At 45.8% G+C, this 15,884-nt stretch carries 15 protein-coding genes; 7 read left to right on the plus strand and 8 right to left on the minus strand.

The window, feature by feature from the left end:
* Window positions 1-27: 27 nt before the first annotated feature.
* Window positions 28-783, plus strand: coding sequence for a triose-phosphate isomerase (tpiA, locus tag A3GG_RS0101595; protein WP_018357580.1), 756 nt, complete (start codon window positions 28-30; stop codon window positions 781-783).
* A 412-nt stretch (window positions 784-1,195) separates the two neighbouring features.
* On the opposite strand, the gene rplT is transcribed toward tpiA, so the two are convergent.
* The 8 genes from rplT to A3GG_RS0101635 form a co-directional block, all read right to left on the minus strand.
* The gene (rplT, locus tag A3GG_RS0101600; RefSeq protein ID WP_018357581.1) at window positions 1,196-1,543 is read right to left on the minus strand and encodes a 50S ribosomal protein L20; all 348 of its coding nucleotides are present in this window, start codon (window positions 1,541-1,543) and stop codon (window positions 1,196-1,198) included.
* Window positions 1,544-1,655: 112 nt separating this feature from the next.
* Window positions 1,656-1,853, minus strand: a complete 198-nt coding sequence (rpmI, locus tag A3GG_RS0101605; RefSeq protein WP_018357582.1) for a 50S ribosomal protein L35 — start codon at window positions 1,851-1,853, stop codon at window positions 1,656-1,658.
* Between the two features lie 37 nt (window positions 1,854-1,890).
* Entirely contained in the window at window positions 1,891-2,517 is a 627-nt protein-coding gene (gene infC, locus A3GG_RS0101610; protein ID WP_018357583.1) for a translation initiation factor IF-3, read from the minus strand.
* A 55-nt stretch (window positions 2,518-2,572) separates the two neighbouring features.
* Complete coding sequence (gene thrS / locus A3GG_RS0101615; RefSeq protein WP_026215532.1) at window positions 2,573-4,549, minus strand: threonine--tRNA ligase; 1,977 nt, start codon at window positions 4,547-4,549, stop codon at window positions 2,573-2,575.
* 186 nt (window positions 4,550-4,735) lie between these two features.
* Complete coding sequence (locus A3GG_RS0101620; RefSeq protein ID WP_018357585.1) at window positions 4,736-5,515, minus strand: zinc ribbon domain-containing protein; 780 nt, start codon at window positions 5,513-5,515, stop codon at window positions 4,736-4,738.
* A gap of 18 nt (window positions 5,516-5,533) precedes the next feature.
* Window positions 5,534-6,316, minus strand: coding sequence for a Nif3-like dinuclear metal center hexameric protein (locus tag A3GG_RS0101625; protein WP_018357586.1), 783 nt, complete (start codon window positions 6,314-6,316; stop codon window positions 5,534-5,536).
* Entirely contained in the window at window positions 6,316-7,353 is a 1,038-nt protein-coding gene (mltG, locus tag A3GG_RS0101630) for an endolytic transglycosylase MltG (protein WP_026215533.1), read from the minus strand. The genes A3GG_RS0101625 and mltG overlap by 1 nt, the downstream gene beginning before the upstream one ends.
* A gap of 10 nt (window positions 7,354-7,363) precedes the next feature.
* Entirely contained in the window at window positions 7,364-8,845 is a 1,482-nt protein-coding gene (locus tag A3GG_RS0101635; protein WP_018357588.1) for a tetratricopeptide repeat protein, read from the minus strand.
* 589 nt (window positions 8,846-9,434) lie between these two features.
* Between A3GG_RS0101635 and A3GG_RS0101640 the strand changes: the two genes are divergently transcribed.
* The 6 genes from A3GG_RS0101640 to A3GG_RS11610 are packed head-to-tail and all read left to right on the plus strand — an operon-like array spanning window position 9,435 to window position 15,829.
* Window positions 9,435-10,037 (plus strand): TetR/AcrR family transcriptional regulator, encoded by a 603-nt coding sequence (locus A3GG_RS0101640; protein ID WP_018357589.1) that lies wholly within the window; start codon window positions 9,435-9,437, stop codon window positions 10,035-10,037.
* Window positions 10,034-11,317 carry a replication-associated recombination protein A gene (locus tag A3GG_RS0101645; protein ID WP_018357590.1) on the plus strand — a complete coding sequence of 428 codons (1,284 nt, stop codon included), beginning with the start codon at window positions 10,034-10,036 and terminating at the stop codon, window positions 11,315-11,317. The genes A3GG_RS0101640 and A3GG_RS0101645 overlap by 4 nt, the downstream gene beginning before the upstream one ends.
* Before the next feature lie 3 nt (window positions 11,318-11,320).
* On the plus strand, window positions 11,321-12,355 hold the full coding sequence (murB, locus tag A3GG_RS0101650; protein WP_018357591.1) for a UDP-N-acetylmuramate dehydrogenase: 1,035 nt from the start codon (window positions 11,321-11,323) through the stop codon (window positions 12,353-12,355).
* Window positions 12,356-12,365: 10 nt separating this feature from the next.
* Window positions 12,366-13,133 carry an MBL fold metallo-hydrolase gene (locus A3GG_RS0101655; RefSeq protein ID WP_018357592.1) on the plus strand — a complete coding sequence of 256 codons (768 nt, stop codon included), beginning with the start codon at window positions 12,366-12,368 and terminating at the stop codon, window positions 13,131-13,133.
* 3 nt (window positions 13,134-13,136) lie between these two features.
* Complete coding sequence (queG, locus tag A3GG_RS0101660; RefSeq protein ID WP_018357593.1) at window positions 13,137-14,054, plus strand: tRNA epoxyqueuosine(34) reductase QueG; 918 nt, start codon at window positions 13,137-13,139, stop codon at window positions 14,052-14,054.
* Entirely contained in the window at window positions 14,051-15,829 is a 1,779-nt protein-coding gene (locus tag A3GG_RS11610) for a right-handed parallel beta-helix repeat-containing protein (protein ID WP_018357594.1), read from the plus strand. The genes queG and A3GG_RS11610 overlap by 4 nt, the downstream gene beginning before the upstream one ends.
* Window positions 15,830-15,884: the final 55 nt, after the last annotated feature.

Raw genomic sequence — 15,884 nt, forward strand, 5'->3', positions numbered from 1 at the left:
TAAATAAGTTTGACAAGAAGAAAGATTATGCGAAAGAACATTGTTGCTGGCAACTGGAAGATGAATACCACTGTTGCCGAAGGAGTAGAGCTCGCAAAGGATGTGCGTGCTTCTATTGAGGGGAAAGAACTGAAGTGCGACGTTATCCTCGGAGTACCATTTACGCACTTAACAGAGGTTGTTAGGGCTGTAGAGGGAAGTGCTATCAAAGTAGCTGCAGAGAACTGTGCTGCCGAAGCAAAAGGAGCGTACACAGGCGAGGTATCTGCAGAGATGGTGGCATCCACTGGCGCTACATATGTAATTCTTGGCCATAGCGAGCGCCGTAGTTACTACCACGAGACTTCTGAGATACTAAAGAAAAAGGTTGCACTAGCACTAGCCAACAATCTTCAGCCTATATTCTGTATCGGTGAGGTGCTAGAGGAGCGTGAGGCAGGTAAGCACTTCGAGGTTGTAGAGACCCAGGTAAAGGAAGCGTTATTTGACCTCTCTGAGGCAGACTTCCGTAAGATTGTACTAGCCTATGAGCCTGTATGGGCAATCGGTACTGGTAAGACAGCTACCAGCGATCAAGCTCAGGAAATCCACGCTCATATTCGCAGCGTGATTGAGAGCAAGTATGGCAAGGATGTAGCCGACGATACTACTATACTTTATGGCGGTAGTGCCAATGGCGGAAATGCTAAGGAGCTATTTGGAAAAACCGACGTCGATGGTGGTCTTATTGGTGGTGCTTCTCTTGCTGCTGATAAGTTCCTCCCAGTTATCGAGGGCTTCTAATCCCAATAGTTAGGAAAGAGTTACAGAGAAGTCTCAATCGCAAATTATTGCGGTTGAGACTTCTCTGTATACCCTTTTACCAAACGACTCCCACCAATATTCGATTCACTACTTCACGGCTCTTTAAGTCTGTAAAATAGATATTGCTCCAATAGATAAGGTTTATCCCCCACTCCTATGTTCTGAAAAAAAAGGACGTGGGTTTTCAGAGAAAAGGTCGACAGTTTCCTTCAAAATGCACGTGGGTTTCTATAGCATCTTCGGACGATAGCTTTTAGTCCATGTTTGGGATATGGTGATCTTGGTTCGTATTTCTAAACTGCTGAGAATGCTAATACCCACTAGCTTGATATGAAAATAGAGGTGACCTAGTTGTTACTAAGTCACCTCTATTATTTTATAGCTCAAGCTATTATGAGCGAGCTTGCTCTACGATAGCCTTGAAGGCCTCAGGATGATTCATTGCTAGGTCAGCAAGTACCTTGCGATTGATATCAATTCCCTTGTCTTTGAGCATTCCCATGAACTTGGAGTAGGATAGACCTTCCTCACGAACTGCAGCATTGATACGCTGAATCCATAGAGAGCGGAAACTACGCTTCTTGGCCTTACGGTCACGATAAGCATACTGCAGACCCTTCTCCCAAGTGTTCTTGGCTACCGTCCAAACGTTCTTACGTGCACCGTAATAGCCACGGGTCTTCTTTAGAATCTTCTTTCTCTTCGCTCTTGAAGCGACGTGATTTACTGATCTTGGCATTGTTCTAAAACTCTTTTGGGCGTGAGCGGCTTTGCTGTTAGGCTCGGCTCTTTGCTTTAGGCATACACACCCTGTTAAATAAATCTCTTACCTTGCTCTTTAGAATACATTCTCAACCAATTCCGAGCAGCTTCTTTACCTCACGCATATCAGTCTTGTGTACAAGTCCTGAGTTGGTTAGGTTTCTCTTCTGCTTCTTGGTCTTCTTAGTCAAGATATGACTCTTGAAAGCATGCTTGCGCTTGATTTTACCTGATCCGGTGAGAGTAAATCTCTTCTTAGCACCGGGATTAGTCTTCATCTTAGGCATTCCAGTCAATTATTAATTAGTTATCAAATACTTGGCCTTACTTATCCTCGTCATTGCCTTCCGGCTTTGATTGTGGCTTCGTCTCAGCCTTATTCTCCTTCTTCTTGCTACTCTGCTTCTTAGGAGAGAACATCATAATCATCCTCTTTCCCTCTAGCTTTGGCATTTGATCTACTTTAGCATAGTCCTCAAGATCTTGTGCAAAACGCAGAAGCAACAACTCCCCTTGATCTTTAAAGACAATCGAACGACCGCGGAAGAATACGAAAGCCTTCACCTTATTCCCCTCCTCGAGGAATCCCTTAGCATGACGGAGCTTAAACTCGTAGTCGTGGTCATCTGTCTGAGGTCCAAAACGTACCTCTTTTACAGTTACCTTTGCCTGCTTTGCCTTTTGCTCCTTAGCTTTCTTCTTCTGCTGGTACAGATACTTCTGATAGTCTAAGATCTTGCAGACTGGAGGCTCAGCATTTGGCGAAATCTCCACCAAGTCCAGCTCTAGCTCATCTGCTAAACGGCGAGCCTCTTGGATCGAATAGATTCCCTGCTCCACATTATCGCCAACAAGTCTCACTTCACGAGCGCGAATACGCTCATTGATTCTATCTTGTGGTTCAGTGGCTGTGTTATTTCCTTTCGAATTACGTCTGTTTATATTCCCCATTCAGTCTGTATCTAATTCTATCAGTCGTTATATGCCAGTAGTTGTATCGTTATTCTTACTTCGTCTCCTCGCTCGTCTCCTGTTCGTAGCGCCAAGCATTTACCTGCTCATCTACCTCTTTCAGCAAACGGTCTGCAAAGGTACCAATTTTTTCTGAACCTTGGTCGCCTTGTCCCTGAATTCTAACAGATACTGTACCTTCCTCGGCCTCTTTCTCACCTACGATAAGGAGGTAAGGAACACGCTTCAACTCGTTATCACGAATCTTACGCCCTATCTTTTCAGCTCTGTCATCTACAAATGCGCGGATATCACGGCGAGCCAATTCCTTGAGTACGCTATAAGCATAGTCATTGAAACGATCAGAGATTGGCAATATTGCCACCTGGTCGGGGGTGAGCCACAATGGGAACTTCCCTCCAGTATGCTCTATTAGCACTGCCACGAAGCGCTCCATCGAACCAAATGGAGCACGGTGAATCATCACTGGGCGGTGCTTCTGATTGTCCTCACCAGTATACTCCAGCTCAAATCGCTCTGGTAGATTGTAATCCACTTGGATAGTACCCAGCTGCCAGCGACGACCGAGAGCATCCTTAACCATAAAGTCAAGTTTAGGACCATAGAAAGCAGCTTCGCCTAGCTCTACACGGGTCTTGAGTCCTGTCTCTTCGCATGCCTCAATAATAGCCCGCTCAGCCCGCTCCCAGTTCTCATCCGAACCGATATACTTCGACTTATTCTCAGGGTCACGGAGTGATATCTGTGCCTCGTAATCTGTAAAGTTGAGCGCCTTAAAGATAATGAAGATAATATCCATCACCTTGATAAATTCCTCCTTTATCTGGTCGGGGCGACAGAATAAGTGCGCATCATCCTGAGTAAAGCCACGCACACGTGTGAGCCCATGAAGCTCTCCACTCTGCTCATAGCGATAGACCGTCCCGAATTCTGCTAGACGAACAGGCAAATCACGGTAGCTTCTAGGCTTAGTCTTGTAAATCTCACAGTGATGAGGGCAGTTCATAGGCTTCAGCATAAACTCCTCTCCCTCTTGTGGAGTGAGAATTGTACGGAATGCATCATCCTTGTACTTAGCGTAGTGTCCTGACGTCTTGTATAGATTGACATTACCGATATGTGGGGTAATCACCTGCTCATAGCCATATTGCTTCTGTATCTTCTTGAGATAGTCCTCCAGTTGGCTACGTAGCTGAGTACCACGAGGTAGCCACAATGGCAAACCAAGACCTACATTCTGTGAAAATGCAAATAGCTCTAGCTCTTTACCTATCTTACGGTGGTCACGCTGTTTAGCTTGCTCCAATAGATCAAGATACTCATCGAGCATCTTTTTCTTTGGGAAAGTGATACCATATATACGCGTTAGCTGCGGACGAGTAACATCGCCCCTCCAATATGCGCCAGCCACGCTAAGTAGCTTAATAGCTTTGATATTCTCCGTACTTGGCAAGTGAGGACCACGGCAAAGGTCTGTAAAGTTACCCTGAGTATAAGTGGTAATCGTACCATCCTCAAGGTCCTTAATCAATTCAACCTTATAGTTATCACCCTTCTGCTCCCAATAGTTCAGAGCCTCCTCCTTACTAATGCTCTTGCGGACTAAGTGCTCCTTACGAGCCACTAGCTCCTGCATCTTCTTCTCAATCGCTGGAAGGTCAGACTCCTTAATCTGTACCCCTTCGCCTGGATCTACGTCATAGTAAAAACCATTCTCGATGGCAGGACCAATACCGAACCTGATACCTGGATAAAGCTCTTGTAGTGCTTCCGCCATTAGGTGGGCACTTGTATGCCAAAAGGCATGCTTTGCCTCTTCATCCTCCCACTTATGGAGTTTCAGAGTCGCATCACCATCTATAGGACGCATTAAGTCTACCACACTACCATTCACAGTAGCTGCAAGCACCTCCTTCGCCAAGCGAGGACTAATGCTCTCTGCCACCTGCATAGCAGTTACGCCACGCTCATACTGCTTCTCTGAGCCATCAGGAAGCGTAATCGTAATCATATCTATACTCATATATAATATATGTCTTTTCTATAACTCTACAAAGATAATACAAATATCCCAATTCTCAGAGCTATAGCCGCGTAATAATGGGGCTACAGAAGCCAAACTATTAAGAAAGTCCCCTTCGGAGAGAATGACTTTCCAAAGAGGACTTTATGATAATACAAGTATGGTTGTATCAGCTTAGAAGTTCAAGTTGTTCTCTACCTCTGCTGCCAACTCCTCATCAATAAGTACACGACCGCAATACTCACAAGCGATAATCTTCTTGTGGCTACGCACATCGATAACCCTCTGTGGTGGGATAAGATTGAAACAGCCTGAGCATGCGTTACGTTCTATAGGAGCAACCGCAAGACCATTGTGGGTGGACTTTCTAGTACGCTTAAAAGCAGTAAGCAAACGAGGGTCAATTACCTCCTCTAGCTCTTTAGCTTTCATACGGAGCTTCTCCTCTTCCGACTTGGTATCAGCAATGATATCGTCTAGCTCCTTTTTCTTGCTATCATGGATACTCTGCACCTCTGCAGTCTCCGCCTTGAGAGCTTCGATATCCTCTGCTACGTATTTCGAATCCTCCTTATACTCGCGAATAGCCTTTTCATACTTTAGCACATCGAGGTCTAGGTTTTCCAACTCCTTAGAGATGGCCTCAAACTCCTTATCATTTCGTATGTTTTCGAGGTGCTTCTTGTACTTCTCAATCATCCCATTTGCAGTACGAATATTCTCATTCGCCTGATCCTCATTACGCTTATTGCGAGCAATCTGCTCCTCGAAGCGCTCCATACGAGTCTTCTTACCCTCAATCTCATCTGCCAATTCCTGCACCTCGAGCGGCAATTCGCCTCTCATCGTACGGATTCGGTCAATCTCTGAGGAGACCACCTGCAACTGGTAGAGGGCTGTGAGGCGCTCCTCTACGGATATTTCCTTTGGATTCTCTTCTTTCTTCTTCGCCATAGCTTTTATCCACGTTATTCAGACGTAATGCACTGGGTTGGCACACGTCTTCGCATTATAGATTGCAAAGTTACCTCTTTTTTCAGACATAATACTAATGAGTATATCCTTAGTCAATAATTCTGACTCGAAGTGCCCAATAGTCATCAGGGTAACCAGTCCTTCAGCATCATAGTAGTCGTTGTATTTTGCTTCTCCTGTGATAAACACGTCAGCACCAGATTGTGCAGCTTTCTTCATTAAAAAGTTCCCACTTCCACCACAATAAGCAATCCTTCGCACTCGCTCTTTGAGCACCTGGCTATGGGCTACATGGGTAATCGGCTGAAAGCGCTTCATAAGGAAGATTAACTCTCCTATTGTCACTGGATAGGGCAAATTCCCTATCACCCCGCTTCCTATCTCAGGGTTATTTTGCTGTGGTTCGAGTATCTGAATATCAGTAAGACCCATTTGATGTGCCCAATATACATTGACGCCCTCATCGTCATTGTCCAAGCTAGTATGGGAGGCATAAACTACAATATCGTGTTTGATAGCCATCATCAGACACTTATTGATGTAATAGTCTGGTGTGATAGACTTCGTAGCCCTGAATAGTGCTGGGTGGTGGGTTACAATAAGATTACACCCCATCTTAATTGCTTCATCTATAACCGCCTCTGTGGTATCTATAGCCACAAGTACACCAGATATCTCTTGCGAAGTATCACCGCATTGTATCCCACTATTGTCAAAGTCCTCTTGTTGGTCCAGAGGCACACGCTCTTCTAAGTAGTCAAGTAGTTCTCGTATTTTCATCAGTTTATCTTCCTATTATTAAGTTCTTCAGCATACGCTCTAGCATTCTTCATGTGCTCGCTATAAGTCTCAGCAAATGCATGGTAGCCACTAAAGTCTGCCTTAGCACACATATATATATAATGGTGCTCCTCTGCATTGAGTACACCATCAATGGCTTCCGCCGATGGTATACGGATAGGTCCTTTGGGTAGCCCTACCACCTGATACGTATTGTACGGACTATCTACTCTTAGGTGTTCTTGGCGAATACGACGCAGACCGAAGTCTTTGAGCGCGAACTTGACTGTCGGATCGGCTTGCAACCTCATCCCCATTCGTAGCCTATTAAGGTACAGACCAGCAATCATCGGATATTCATCCACCTTAGAACTCTCTTCCTGCACTATAGCAGCAAGATTAATAACCTCATAGGGAGTGAGCCCTATCGCTTCCGCCTTAGATCTTCGGTCTGAGCTCCAAAACGCCTTACTCTCCTCTGCCATTCGCTTCACTAGTTTCTCCGGAGTGATGTCCCAATAGATCTCATAAGTATTGGGGTGCAAGTAGTAGACAAGCGTAGTGTCTGGTATCCCTAGTGAATGCACCAATGCGCTATCATTCATAGCTCGAGCGATAGATAGACTATCTGCCAAAAGGAGCTTATCCATCCGTGCATATATTTGCTCCGGAAGACGGGAAGAATTGAAGTAGAAATTGATAGGTGTCTGCATTCCATACACGAGTCTATTATATAGAGCGCGGACAGTCATATTAGGTTCAATAGTGTATGCACCTACTATTGGCTGACCCTTAGCCCTATGCTTCAGTTGCCACTTAAGATCCCAGAGGAGGGGAGCTTCAGTGCGTTCCGATATGGAGTCGCAAACCATTCCCCAGTCCATACCAGGGTACACGTATAACCTTGCAGGTAGCTCTCCTCCAATATTAAAGCCCGATTTGTAAGCAAACCTATAACCCAAATAAAAGATGGCAGCACCACTTACGAGAAGTAGTGCCACCATAGTCCAAAGGGTTATCTTTATTCCCTTTTTCATCCGAATACTTTTACAATTTCAAGAAACCGAACATTCCCCCACCACTTTTCTTGGTGTCCTCTTCCTCCTTTTTCCCTGCTGCGGCCTCCTCAATGCTTGCCTTGGTCTTCAGTAAATGGGTATTCTGAGGCTCCACTTCTAAGCCTTGGTTCGCAGCATCAAGGGCGCGCTCATAGTCCTTAATCCTCAGATAGCTCTGTGCAGCCTTGTTGAGGTAGAAGACATACTGAGCTAGGTCTCCATTGCTTCCACTCTCAGTGATGATATCCTCTACAACATCGATATGCTTGTCATAATCACCAAGAGCAAAGTAAATATTCTCAAGGCTAAACTTCGTACTAGACTTATCCGGCAATTCATTCTTATGCTTCTCGATAAATTCTAGTCCTCTCTTCTTGATTAGCTCCTTTTGTTCTTCATCCCGCTCCTGGGCATGCAGAGAAATGAATACTTGGGCTATTTCCTTGATGCAATTTACCTTGCGCACTCCCTTCTCTAGGCATTCATTGTAGAGCTTGAGCGCCTTTGCATAATCTCTCTGCTCTAGAGCTCTTCGAGCCTGCGAATAGAGCGCATCGTACTGAGACGATTCTATGATACCATTCTCCTCCAAGAGGTCATTGAGCGTATCGAGCATCTTTTGACCACTTCCCCCATTTGGGAAAGCATCCGTAATATTTTGAAGTACTAGCTTGGCACGCAAGAAGTCATCCTCCGATACCAATTCCATAGCAATCTCTATTACTCGCTCAATCGTTTGAGAGAGAAGGATGCACTTTGCTGTAGCCCCCTTGTGATTGCGTCCACGCTGATAAACGACCTGAATACCCTCACCCGACTCATTTTTGAGCTCAGGATCGACAATATCACCTCTATTGTAGAAATAGCGCTCCCCTGTCTGCATATCGTCTATAAATCCAAATTGATAGGTCGGCTTAAGCTCCACGATAGCACCAATTGCTGGCACTACAGACTGAAGATCATCTTCCGAGAGCTTAATCTCCTCGAAGGCTTGCTTCATGGCGTCCTTAATCTGATGCGACTTCTTACGCTCCTCCTCCATCCTTTTCCATGAATTAGCAAGAGCGGGATCACGCTGAGTCAGAAACTCCAGTGGAATCCTATCACCTGGCTTGTATTGCTTAAACTTTGGCTTTTCTGGGCGCTCTTGCTTGGCATTTTTAACCGAGTAATCTTGGTATCGTGACTGTGGATTGAAACTTCTATTAGTCCAAGCGTCACTGCTCTTACTACCTGCACGAAACTCAGGATTACGATCGTTATAATTAAGGTTTTTACCGGGTTTGCGTACAGACTCTTTAGAGAAACTATCAATAGCATCCTCCTTAACGCCAATAATATTACCATCCTCCGTTTCGATAACAATAAACGCATCGTTGATACTGAGGATACGTCCGCCCACTTCTTGCCCCTTTTGGGAGATATAAATGGTGTCTCCCTCACCAAATACTGTTTTAATAAACTCAATCATAATTACATTGCTCTTCAAAGAGATTTTCCACTACTTATATAAGTACCTCTAAGCATTATAGGGGAATAGCCCCGCACACAATACTTTAGGTTACAAATATAATCATTTGCACTAAAATAACCTCTCGCAGGGAGTTAAACCTAGTTAATTCTATGGCTTAAAAGTTTTCAGCACCTATGAATTGGGGAAGTTGCTTCAGCAGAAATAAGTTAAATAGTAGCCACTTGAGAAAAGAACAGTCCCGCTCTCCCTCATTTTCCCTCTGGTATTCAAAGAGAGTCTCTCTGGCGAGGGACTAGAGTTTTTCCCGAGAGAGACTAGAGTCTCTCCCCTGAGGGACTGGAGTCTCTCCCGCGAGGGACTGAGGCGAATAACGCTCCTAATGAATAGGAGCACATACACCACTTGACTTGAGAAGGGCTACTATGGAGTGGTAACAAGGTAGTTCTTGAGTAGTGCGAGTAAATATACTAGGAGCTCTCCAAGATGAGGCCAATTCTTATCTTAGAACGTAGTATACTTTATCCGACATTCCAGATATAAAGGAAAAATGGCTATATTTACAATCTGAACAACAAAACGAATATCGATGAGACAGAGAAGGACAAATAAACAGTTGCAAGAAGAGATTTTCGCAGCACTTCGCAGAGTATCCAAACGGACGGGTCTATCGGCCGTTACTCTAGCCCAAGTTGCGACAGAGGCTCGTATGGATCTGAAGGTTATCAAAAGAAGGTATCCTACTGAAAGCGACCTACTCGAAGCCTATGCTGCACAAATCGATAGCACAGTATCAGACTTCTTTAGAGAAACCTCGCTGATGAGCAAGGTGGAGCGGTATAGGACTATTTTTCAAGACTATATTCATTGGATTACGACCAATGAAGATCTCCAAAACTTGCTTATATGGGAGATTGCCGATACTACGGATAAGGGATTTCAAAGTAGTCAAAAACGTGATAGTCATATAGTGAGCCTATTGGAGGAGGACTTTGCTCCTCAGGCCAAGGGGGCTCGTAGAGAGCACCTTAGATATAAGATTATCCTATATCTAGCGGGTATCACTTATCTCTCTATGTACCGAGAGGGGCAGAATTTTATGGGTATCGATCATAGGAGTAAAGAGTCGCTTGAGGAAATTGACCTTATCCTTACCAGACTTCTAGAGGCATACTTCGACGGTATATCATGAGTATTAATCTGGCTCCCCTTGCCGAAAGGATGCGTCCTAAGTCGCTCTCTGAGTACTCGGGGCAGGAGCACTTGGTGGCTCCAGGTGCCCCACTCTATGAAATGATAGAGAGCGGATTACTGAGGAGTTTCATTCTTTGGGGACCTCCTGGAGTGGGCAAGACAACTCTTGCCCATATCATTAGCCAGCAGATGGGGCTACCCTTTTTCACTCTGAGCGCTGTATCAGCGGGTGTGAAGGAGGTAAGAGAGGTAATTCAGAAAGCCGAGGAGAGGCGAAAAGGACTCTTTAGTGGCGGTGGTACTCCGATACTTTTTATCGATGAGATCCACCGATTCAATAAGGCGCAGCAAGACTCCCTTCTCCAAGCAGTGGAGCAAGGGAGCATTACGCTGATTGGCGCCACCACTGAAAACCCATCTTTTGAGGTTATCCGACCGCTCCTATCTCGCTGTAGAGTATTTGTACTGAAGTCTCTCGATGCCAAGGCACTACTAGCACTTACCGAAAGGGTCATTAGAGAGGATGAAGTACTTCAGGAGTACCACTTTGAACTCCGAGAGACTGATGCGCTTTTCGCAGCTTCAGGAGGAGATGCTCGCAAACTTCTCAATATTATAGAGCTGCTCATCACTACACCTGAGGTGCAGAAGAGCAAGCAAGTGATTGTGACAAATGAAATGGTAGCTCATCACTTGCAACACAATCCCGCTGTGTACGACAAAGGGGGTGAGATGCACTACGACATTATTTCGGCATACATCAAAAGCGTAAGGGGAAGTGATCCCGATGCCGCTATATACTGGTTGGCTCGGATGATTGAGGGCGGAGAGGAACCTCGCTTCATAGCTCGAAGGCTATTGATACTCGCAGCGGAGGACATAGGGCTTGCCAACCCCAATGCCCTCCTTATAGCACAAAGCGCATTTGACGCAGTGGATAAGGTGGGATGGCCTGAGGGGAGGATTCCTCTGGCAGAGGCGACGATATACCTTGCCTGTAGCCCGAAGAGTAATTCGGCTTACCTCGCAATCAATAGTGCACTTGCCTATGTGCGGAATAATCCCCCACACCCTGTGCCGATGCACTTGAGGAATGCGCCTACAGAGTTGATGGACGAACTTGGATACGGCAAAGGATATATCTATCCTCATGATTATCCAGGGCATTACGCGCCACAACAGTATATGCCGGAGGAACTTAGAGGCGAGCATTTTTGGAACCCCGCTGACAATGCCCATGAGACGAAGTTGGCACAGAACAAAAACACGTATAGATAAGATATGAAGATTGAGCAAGGATTTGAGCTAAAGGCGCTCAATACATTTGCAATGGCTTGCAAAGCGAGTTATTATATAGAGGTAGAGACCAAAGAAGACGCACTCAAGCTCTCTCGTGATGAGTACTTCCGAACGCTACCTATGATGATTAAGGGTGGTGGTAGCAATCTCCTATTTGTGGGAGACTTTCGCGGAGCCGTACTCCACTATTCGGGTCAGAGCATGATAGTAGTGGAGGAGGATAGCACCTCAGTACTCTACAGAATAGAAGCTGGAAAGAACTGGCACGAACTCGTCATGGAGTGTGCAGAGAATGGGCTTTGGGGAATAGAAAACCTAGCGCTTATCCCTGGAGAAGTAGGAGCTTCGGCGGTGCAAAATATTGGAGCATACGGAGCGGAGGCTAGTCAGGTGATTGAGCAGGTACACTCTATTAATCTGGAGACAGGCGAAGAGCACACTTGGAGCAATGCTGATTGCCACTACGCATATAGGTACTCTATATTTAAGGAGAAGGCACAGCAGTTTCATCTTATCTATGCAGTCGATATTCGACTCTCCAAGGTGGCTAAGCCTAATCTCGACTACTCAGGTCTCCAAAGCCTATCGAGTGAGACTAATTTGACGCCCCTAATGGTCGCCAATAAGGTTATTGAGGTAAGGGAGAGTAAGCTCCCCGACCCACAAGAGCTGCCCAATGGGGGTAGCTTCTTTATGAATCCGATAGTGAATCGACAGACTTTCACTCATCTACTGCTAGACAACCCAAGCATGCCGCACTATATCATATCAGAGCAGGAATATAAAATTCCAGCGGCCTGGCTCATAGAGCAGTGTGGACTGAAGGGATACCGGGAAGGGAATGTAGGGACTTACCCAAAGCAACCTCTAGTAATTGTCAATTATGGAGGTGCCTATAGCCATGAGGTAGTCGACTTTGCGGAGATGATTATCCGCACTGTAAGGGAGAAGTTCGGTATTGAACTGCACCCTGAGGTACGATTTGTAAAGAGTGGCACTCAGGGGAGTCTTAGATAGATATAGCGGTATGAGCAAACTGATGTTTCTTGGTACTGGCACGAGTACTGGCATACCTGAGATAGGATGCTCCTGCGATACCTGTAGGTCTACTGACCCTCGCGATAAAAGATTTAGAGCTTCGGCGCTCGTACAATTTGGCGGAGAGGATATTCTTATCGACTGTGGTCCTGATGTGCGTAGCCAATTACTCGCTGCGGATTGCCAAAATCTTGATCGCATACTACTCACACATGAGCACTATGATCATACGGGCGGAATCGATGATATGCGCCCTTTATTCCGAGACAAACCCGAGGTGCCTGTATATGCTGAGCCGAATGTGATTAAGGCAATACAGCTACGGCTTCCGTATGCTTTTGTAGAAAAGCCCTACCCTGGTGTGCCACATATCGTTAACCATGAGATAGATGTAAATAAGGAGATTCCGCTCAAAGATAGTCGATGTGTAGAACCCTTCCGAGTGATGCACGGCAGGTTGCCCATTGTGGGTTACAAGTTTGGTGACCTTGCCTATATCACAGACTGTAAGACGCTCCCAGAGGAGACGATAGAAAAGATTACAGAAGTGAAAGTCCTCGTGATTAATGCCCTCCGCTTGTATGAGCACATGGCTCATCTTTCTCTTTCCGAGGCACTCGATTTGATAAAGGTAATCCAGCCCGAAAGAGCATATCTTACGCATTTTGCTCATACCTTCGGGAAACATACTACGCTACAAGGCTACTGTCCGGCAGGGGTATTTCCTGCCTACGACGGACTAGTGGTTGATTTCTAGTATATGCTTACGGAGCAAATCACAGAGATAGCTGAAGGGCTTGGAATAGATGCTATTGGCTTTGTGCCTATACAAAAAGTCGACTCTGATGCCTTGGCACAGTACGACTCTTGGTTGGCAAGCGGGAAGCAAGCCGGTATGGAATACCTTGAGAAGTACAAGGAGCAGCGTGAAGACCCGCAGCTCCTACTCCCCGAGGCGAAGAGCGTGATTGTAATCGCTGTGAGCTATTATCCCGCTGAGCTACAACCTAGCGATGCTCCTCAGATTGCTAAGTACGCTCTCGGGCGTGACTACCACAAGGTGATTAAGCAATTGCTCCTTACTCTTGCAAGGTGTATAGAAACAGAGGTAGCCGCACACAGGTATCGTCCTTTAGTGGATACAGCTCCTTTTATGGAGCGCTACTGGGCTAAGAGATCTGGTATAGGTTTTGTGGGGAAGAATAGTAACCTCATTGTGCCTCGTGTGGGGAGTTTTGTCTTTCTTGGCGAACTTCTGACTTCGCTCGAGCTATCTAGCGAACTCGTTTGTGCCAAAAGCTGCGGTAGCTGTCGCAGGTGTATCGAGTCTTGCCCTACAGGAGCACTCTCAGAAGATGGGCTGGATGCTCGGCGCTGTATCAATTACCTTACTATTGAGCACAGGGGCGACATTCCTCAAGATCTATCAAGGAGATTCGGCAAACGGCTCTATGGCTGCGACACTTGCCAAGATGTATGTCCGCACAATAGAGCGCCACGCCCCACAAGACACTTTCCATCTTCTCCACAACTACTTAAGCTCAAATGGGAGGATGTAAGAGAGCTAGATGAAATACGGTATGCCCAAATATTCTATGGCTCGGCTACTACGCGGGCGAAGCTAGAGGGGATGCAACGAAACGCAATGATCTACACAATTAATAATAAGCAATCATGAAAAAGGTACTTACACTACTCGTAGCCTTACTCCTATTTTCGTGCTCTGAAGGGAGCAAAAAGGTAGAGCTACGACTTACTGATTATGGCGCTGTAGTCGATGATGCTACGCACGACAATGCCACAGCACTGCTAGATCTTCTGGAGGACGCCCATAAAGCGTCGGCAGAGGGCAAAGAGGTAGTCATCTATCTCCCCAAGGGCAATCTCCACATCTATCAGGAGCATCTTCCTCTTCATCAGCTGTATATCTCCAATCACGACCACGTGGTTCAGCGCCCAGTAGCGATGATGCTAGAGGGGTTGAATAACGTTAGCATACAGGGTGAGGAGACCCACTTGGAGTTCCACGGTCGTCTTATCCCTATTGTCCTGAAGGAAAGCAACAATATCCATTTAGAGGGCTTCTCTATCGACTTCCCACGTCCAGCAATGAGCCAAATAGAGGTTTTAGAGGTAGATAAAGAGCACAACGATGCCAAAGTAAAAGTGCTTGGCGAGACCGAGTATCGCATCGAGGGTAATCAGTTTGTACTCATAGGTGAGACCTACGAACAACCTCTATTCACTATGCTGGCGTTTGATAAAGACGGTCACATGAAATGGAATAGATCCGACCCTGCCTTCAACCCTGAAGCGATAGAGGAGACAGGAGACCACCAACTTCAGCTGCGCAACTGGGACGAAGCACAGTACCTAGAAGTTGGCGATAGGTATGCTCTACGCTCCTACTATCGCCCTACTCCAAGTATCGTGATTATGGATTCTAAGACTATTGAAGTCAAGAATGTCTCTGTACACTTTGCTGAGGGGATGGGGCTTGTAGCGCAGAATAGCACTGACCTAACTTTAGATGGTTTCCACGTAGCCCTATCGGATGGTAGTGAAAGAGTCTTTACTACTGTAGCCGATGCGACACATTTCTCAGGGTGCCGTGGCAAAATCATTTCTACCGATGGGCTCTATGAAAACATGGCAGATGATGCTATCAATGTACATGGTACCTATCTTAGGGTAGATAGTATTAATGGCAATGAACTCATTGGTACCTTTGCCCATGGTCAAAGTTTCGGTTTCAGATGGTATGAAGTGGGAGATAGCCTTAGGCTTATCTCTCGAGAGACCCTGTTGCCTATAGCTACTTACTTACCTACAAAGGTAGAAGTGCTCTCTACTACTCAGATAAAGATGACTTTTTCCGAACCACTTCCACAGACCTCCAAGGCGCTTGCGGTAGAAAACCTCACGGCTCATCCTGAAGTACTATTTTCGAAGAGTACAGTTCGAAACAACCGTGCACGAGGCGCCCTATTCTCAACTCCAAAGCGTGTAGAGTGCACCGATAATACCTTCGACCATACCCACGGCAGTGCAATCCTACTTACAGGAGATGCCAATGGTTGGTACGAGAGCGGACCTTGCGAAGAGGTAGTCATTACGGGTAATCACTTTATCAATGCCCTCACTAGCCTATACCAGTTTACTGATGGTATCATATCTATCTCTCCTCAGATGCCTCAGATGGTAGAGGGCGAGTACTTCCATGGTCGAGTAGTAGTAGAGAACAATGTCTTTGACAACTTCCCTACCCCTATCTTCTATGCCAAGTCACTACGGGAACTTGTATTCAAGAACAACACAATCAATATCAATAAAGATTACACATCCCTCTTTGAAGATCCCAATGCTCGACTCTATAATGTCGGCACCTACATCAGTGACGACCCCAATACACCTCTTACAGACTGCAAAGACACTACAGTATCGCTATTTTAAGAGGAACTACGCTAAGGTGTAAAAGTATTAAGGGTGAGCTAAACATAAGTTCAGC

The sequence above is a fragment of the Porphyromonas levii DSM 23370 genome, assembly GCF_000379925.1.
Taxonomy (GTDB): Bacteria; Bacteroidota; Bacteroidia; order Bacteroidales; family Porphyromonadaceae; genus Porphyromonas_A; species Porphyromonas_A levii.

Bases quoted from the DNA above. Each gene is read 5' to 3' on its own strand.
- tpiA (WP_018357580.1), top strand. From the start codon at position 28: ATGCGAAAGAACATTGTTGCTGGCAACTGGAAGATGAATACCACTGTT.
- rplT (WP_018357581.1), bottom strand. From the start codon at position 1,543: ATGCCAAGATCAGTAAATCACGTCGCTTCAAGAGCGAAGAGAAAGAAG.
- rpmI (WP_018357582.1), bottom strand. From the start codon at position 1,853: ATGCCTAAGATGAAGACTAATCCCGGTGCTAAGAAGAGATTTACTCTC.
- infC (WP_018357583.1), bottom strand. From the start codon at position 2,517: ATGGGGAATATAAACAGACGTAATTCGAAAGGAAATAACACAGCCACT.
- thrS (WP_026215532.1), bottom strand. From the start codon at position 4,549: ATGATTACGATTACGCTTCCTGATGGCTCAGAGAAGCAGTATGAGCGT.
- A3GG_RS0101620 (WP_018357585.1), bottom strand. From the start codon at position 5,515: ATGGCGAAGAAGAAAGAAGAGAATCCAAAGGAAATATCCGTAGAGGAG.
- A3GG_RS0101625 (WP_018357586.1), bottom strand. From the start codon at position 6,316: ATGAAAATACGAGAACTACTTGACTACTTAGAAGAGCGTGTGCCTCTG.
- mltG (WP_026215533.1), bottom strand. From the start codon at position 7,353: ATGAAAAAGGGAATAAAGATAACCCTTTGGACTATGGTGGCACTACTT.
- A3GG_RS0101635 (WP_018357588.1), bottom strand. From the start codon at position 8,845: ATGATTGAGTTTATTAAAACAGTATTTGGTGAGGGAGACACCATTTAT.
- A3GG_RS0101640 (WP_018357589.1), top strand. From the start codon at position 9,435: ATGAGACAGAGAAGGACAAATAAACAGTTGCAAGAAGAGATTTTCGCA.
- A3GG_RS0101645 (WP_018357590.1), top strand. From the start codon at position 10,034: ATGAGTATTAATCTGGCTCCCCTTGCCGAAAGGATGCGTCCTAAGTCG.
- murB (WP_018357591.1), top strand. From the start codon at position 11,321: ATGAAGATTGAGCAAGGATTTGAGCTAAAGGCGCTCAATACATTTGCA.
- A3GG_RS0101655 (WP_018357592.1), top strand. From the start codon at position 12,366: ATGAGCAAACTGATGTTTCTTGGTACTGGCACGAGTACTGGCATACCT.
- queG (WP_018357593.1), top strand. From the start codon at position 13,137: ATGCTTACGGAGCAAATCACAGAGATAGCTGAAGGGCTTGGAATAGAT.
- A3GG_RS11610 (WP_018357594.1), top strand. From the start codon at position 14,051: ATGAAAAAGGTACTTACACTACTCGTAGCCTTACTCCTATTTTCGTGC.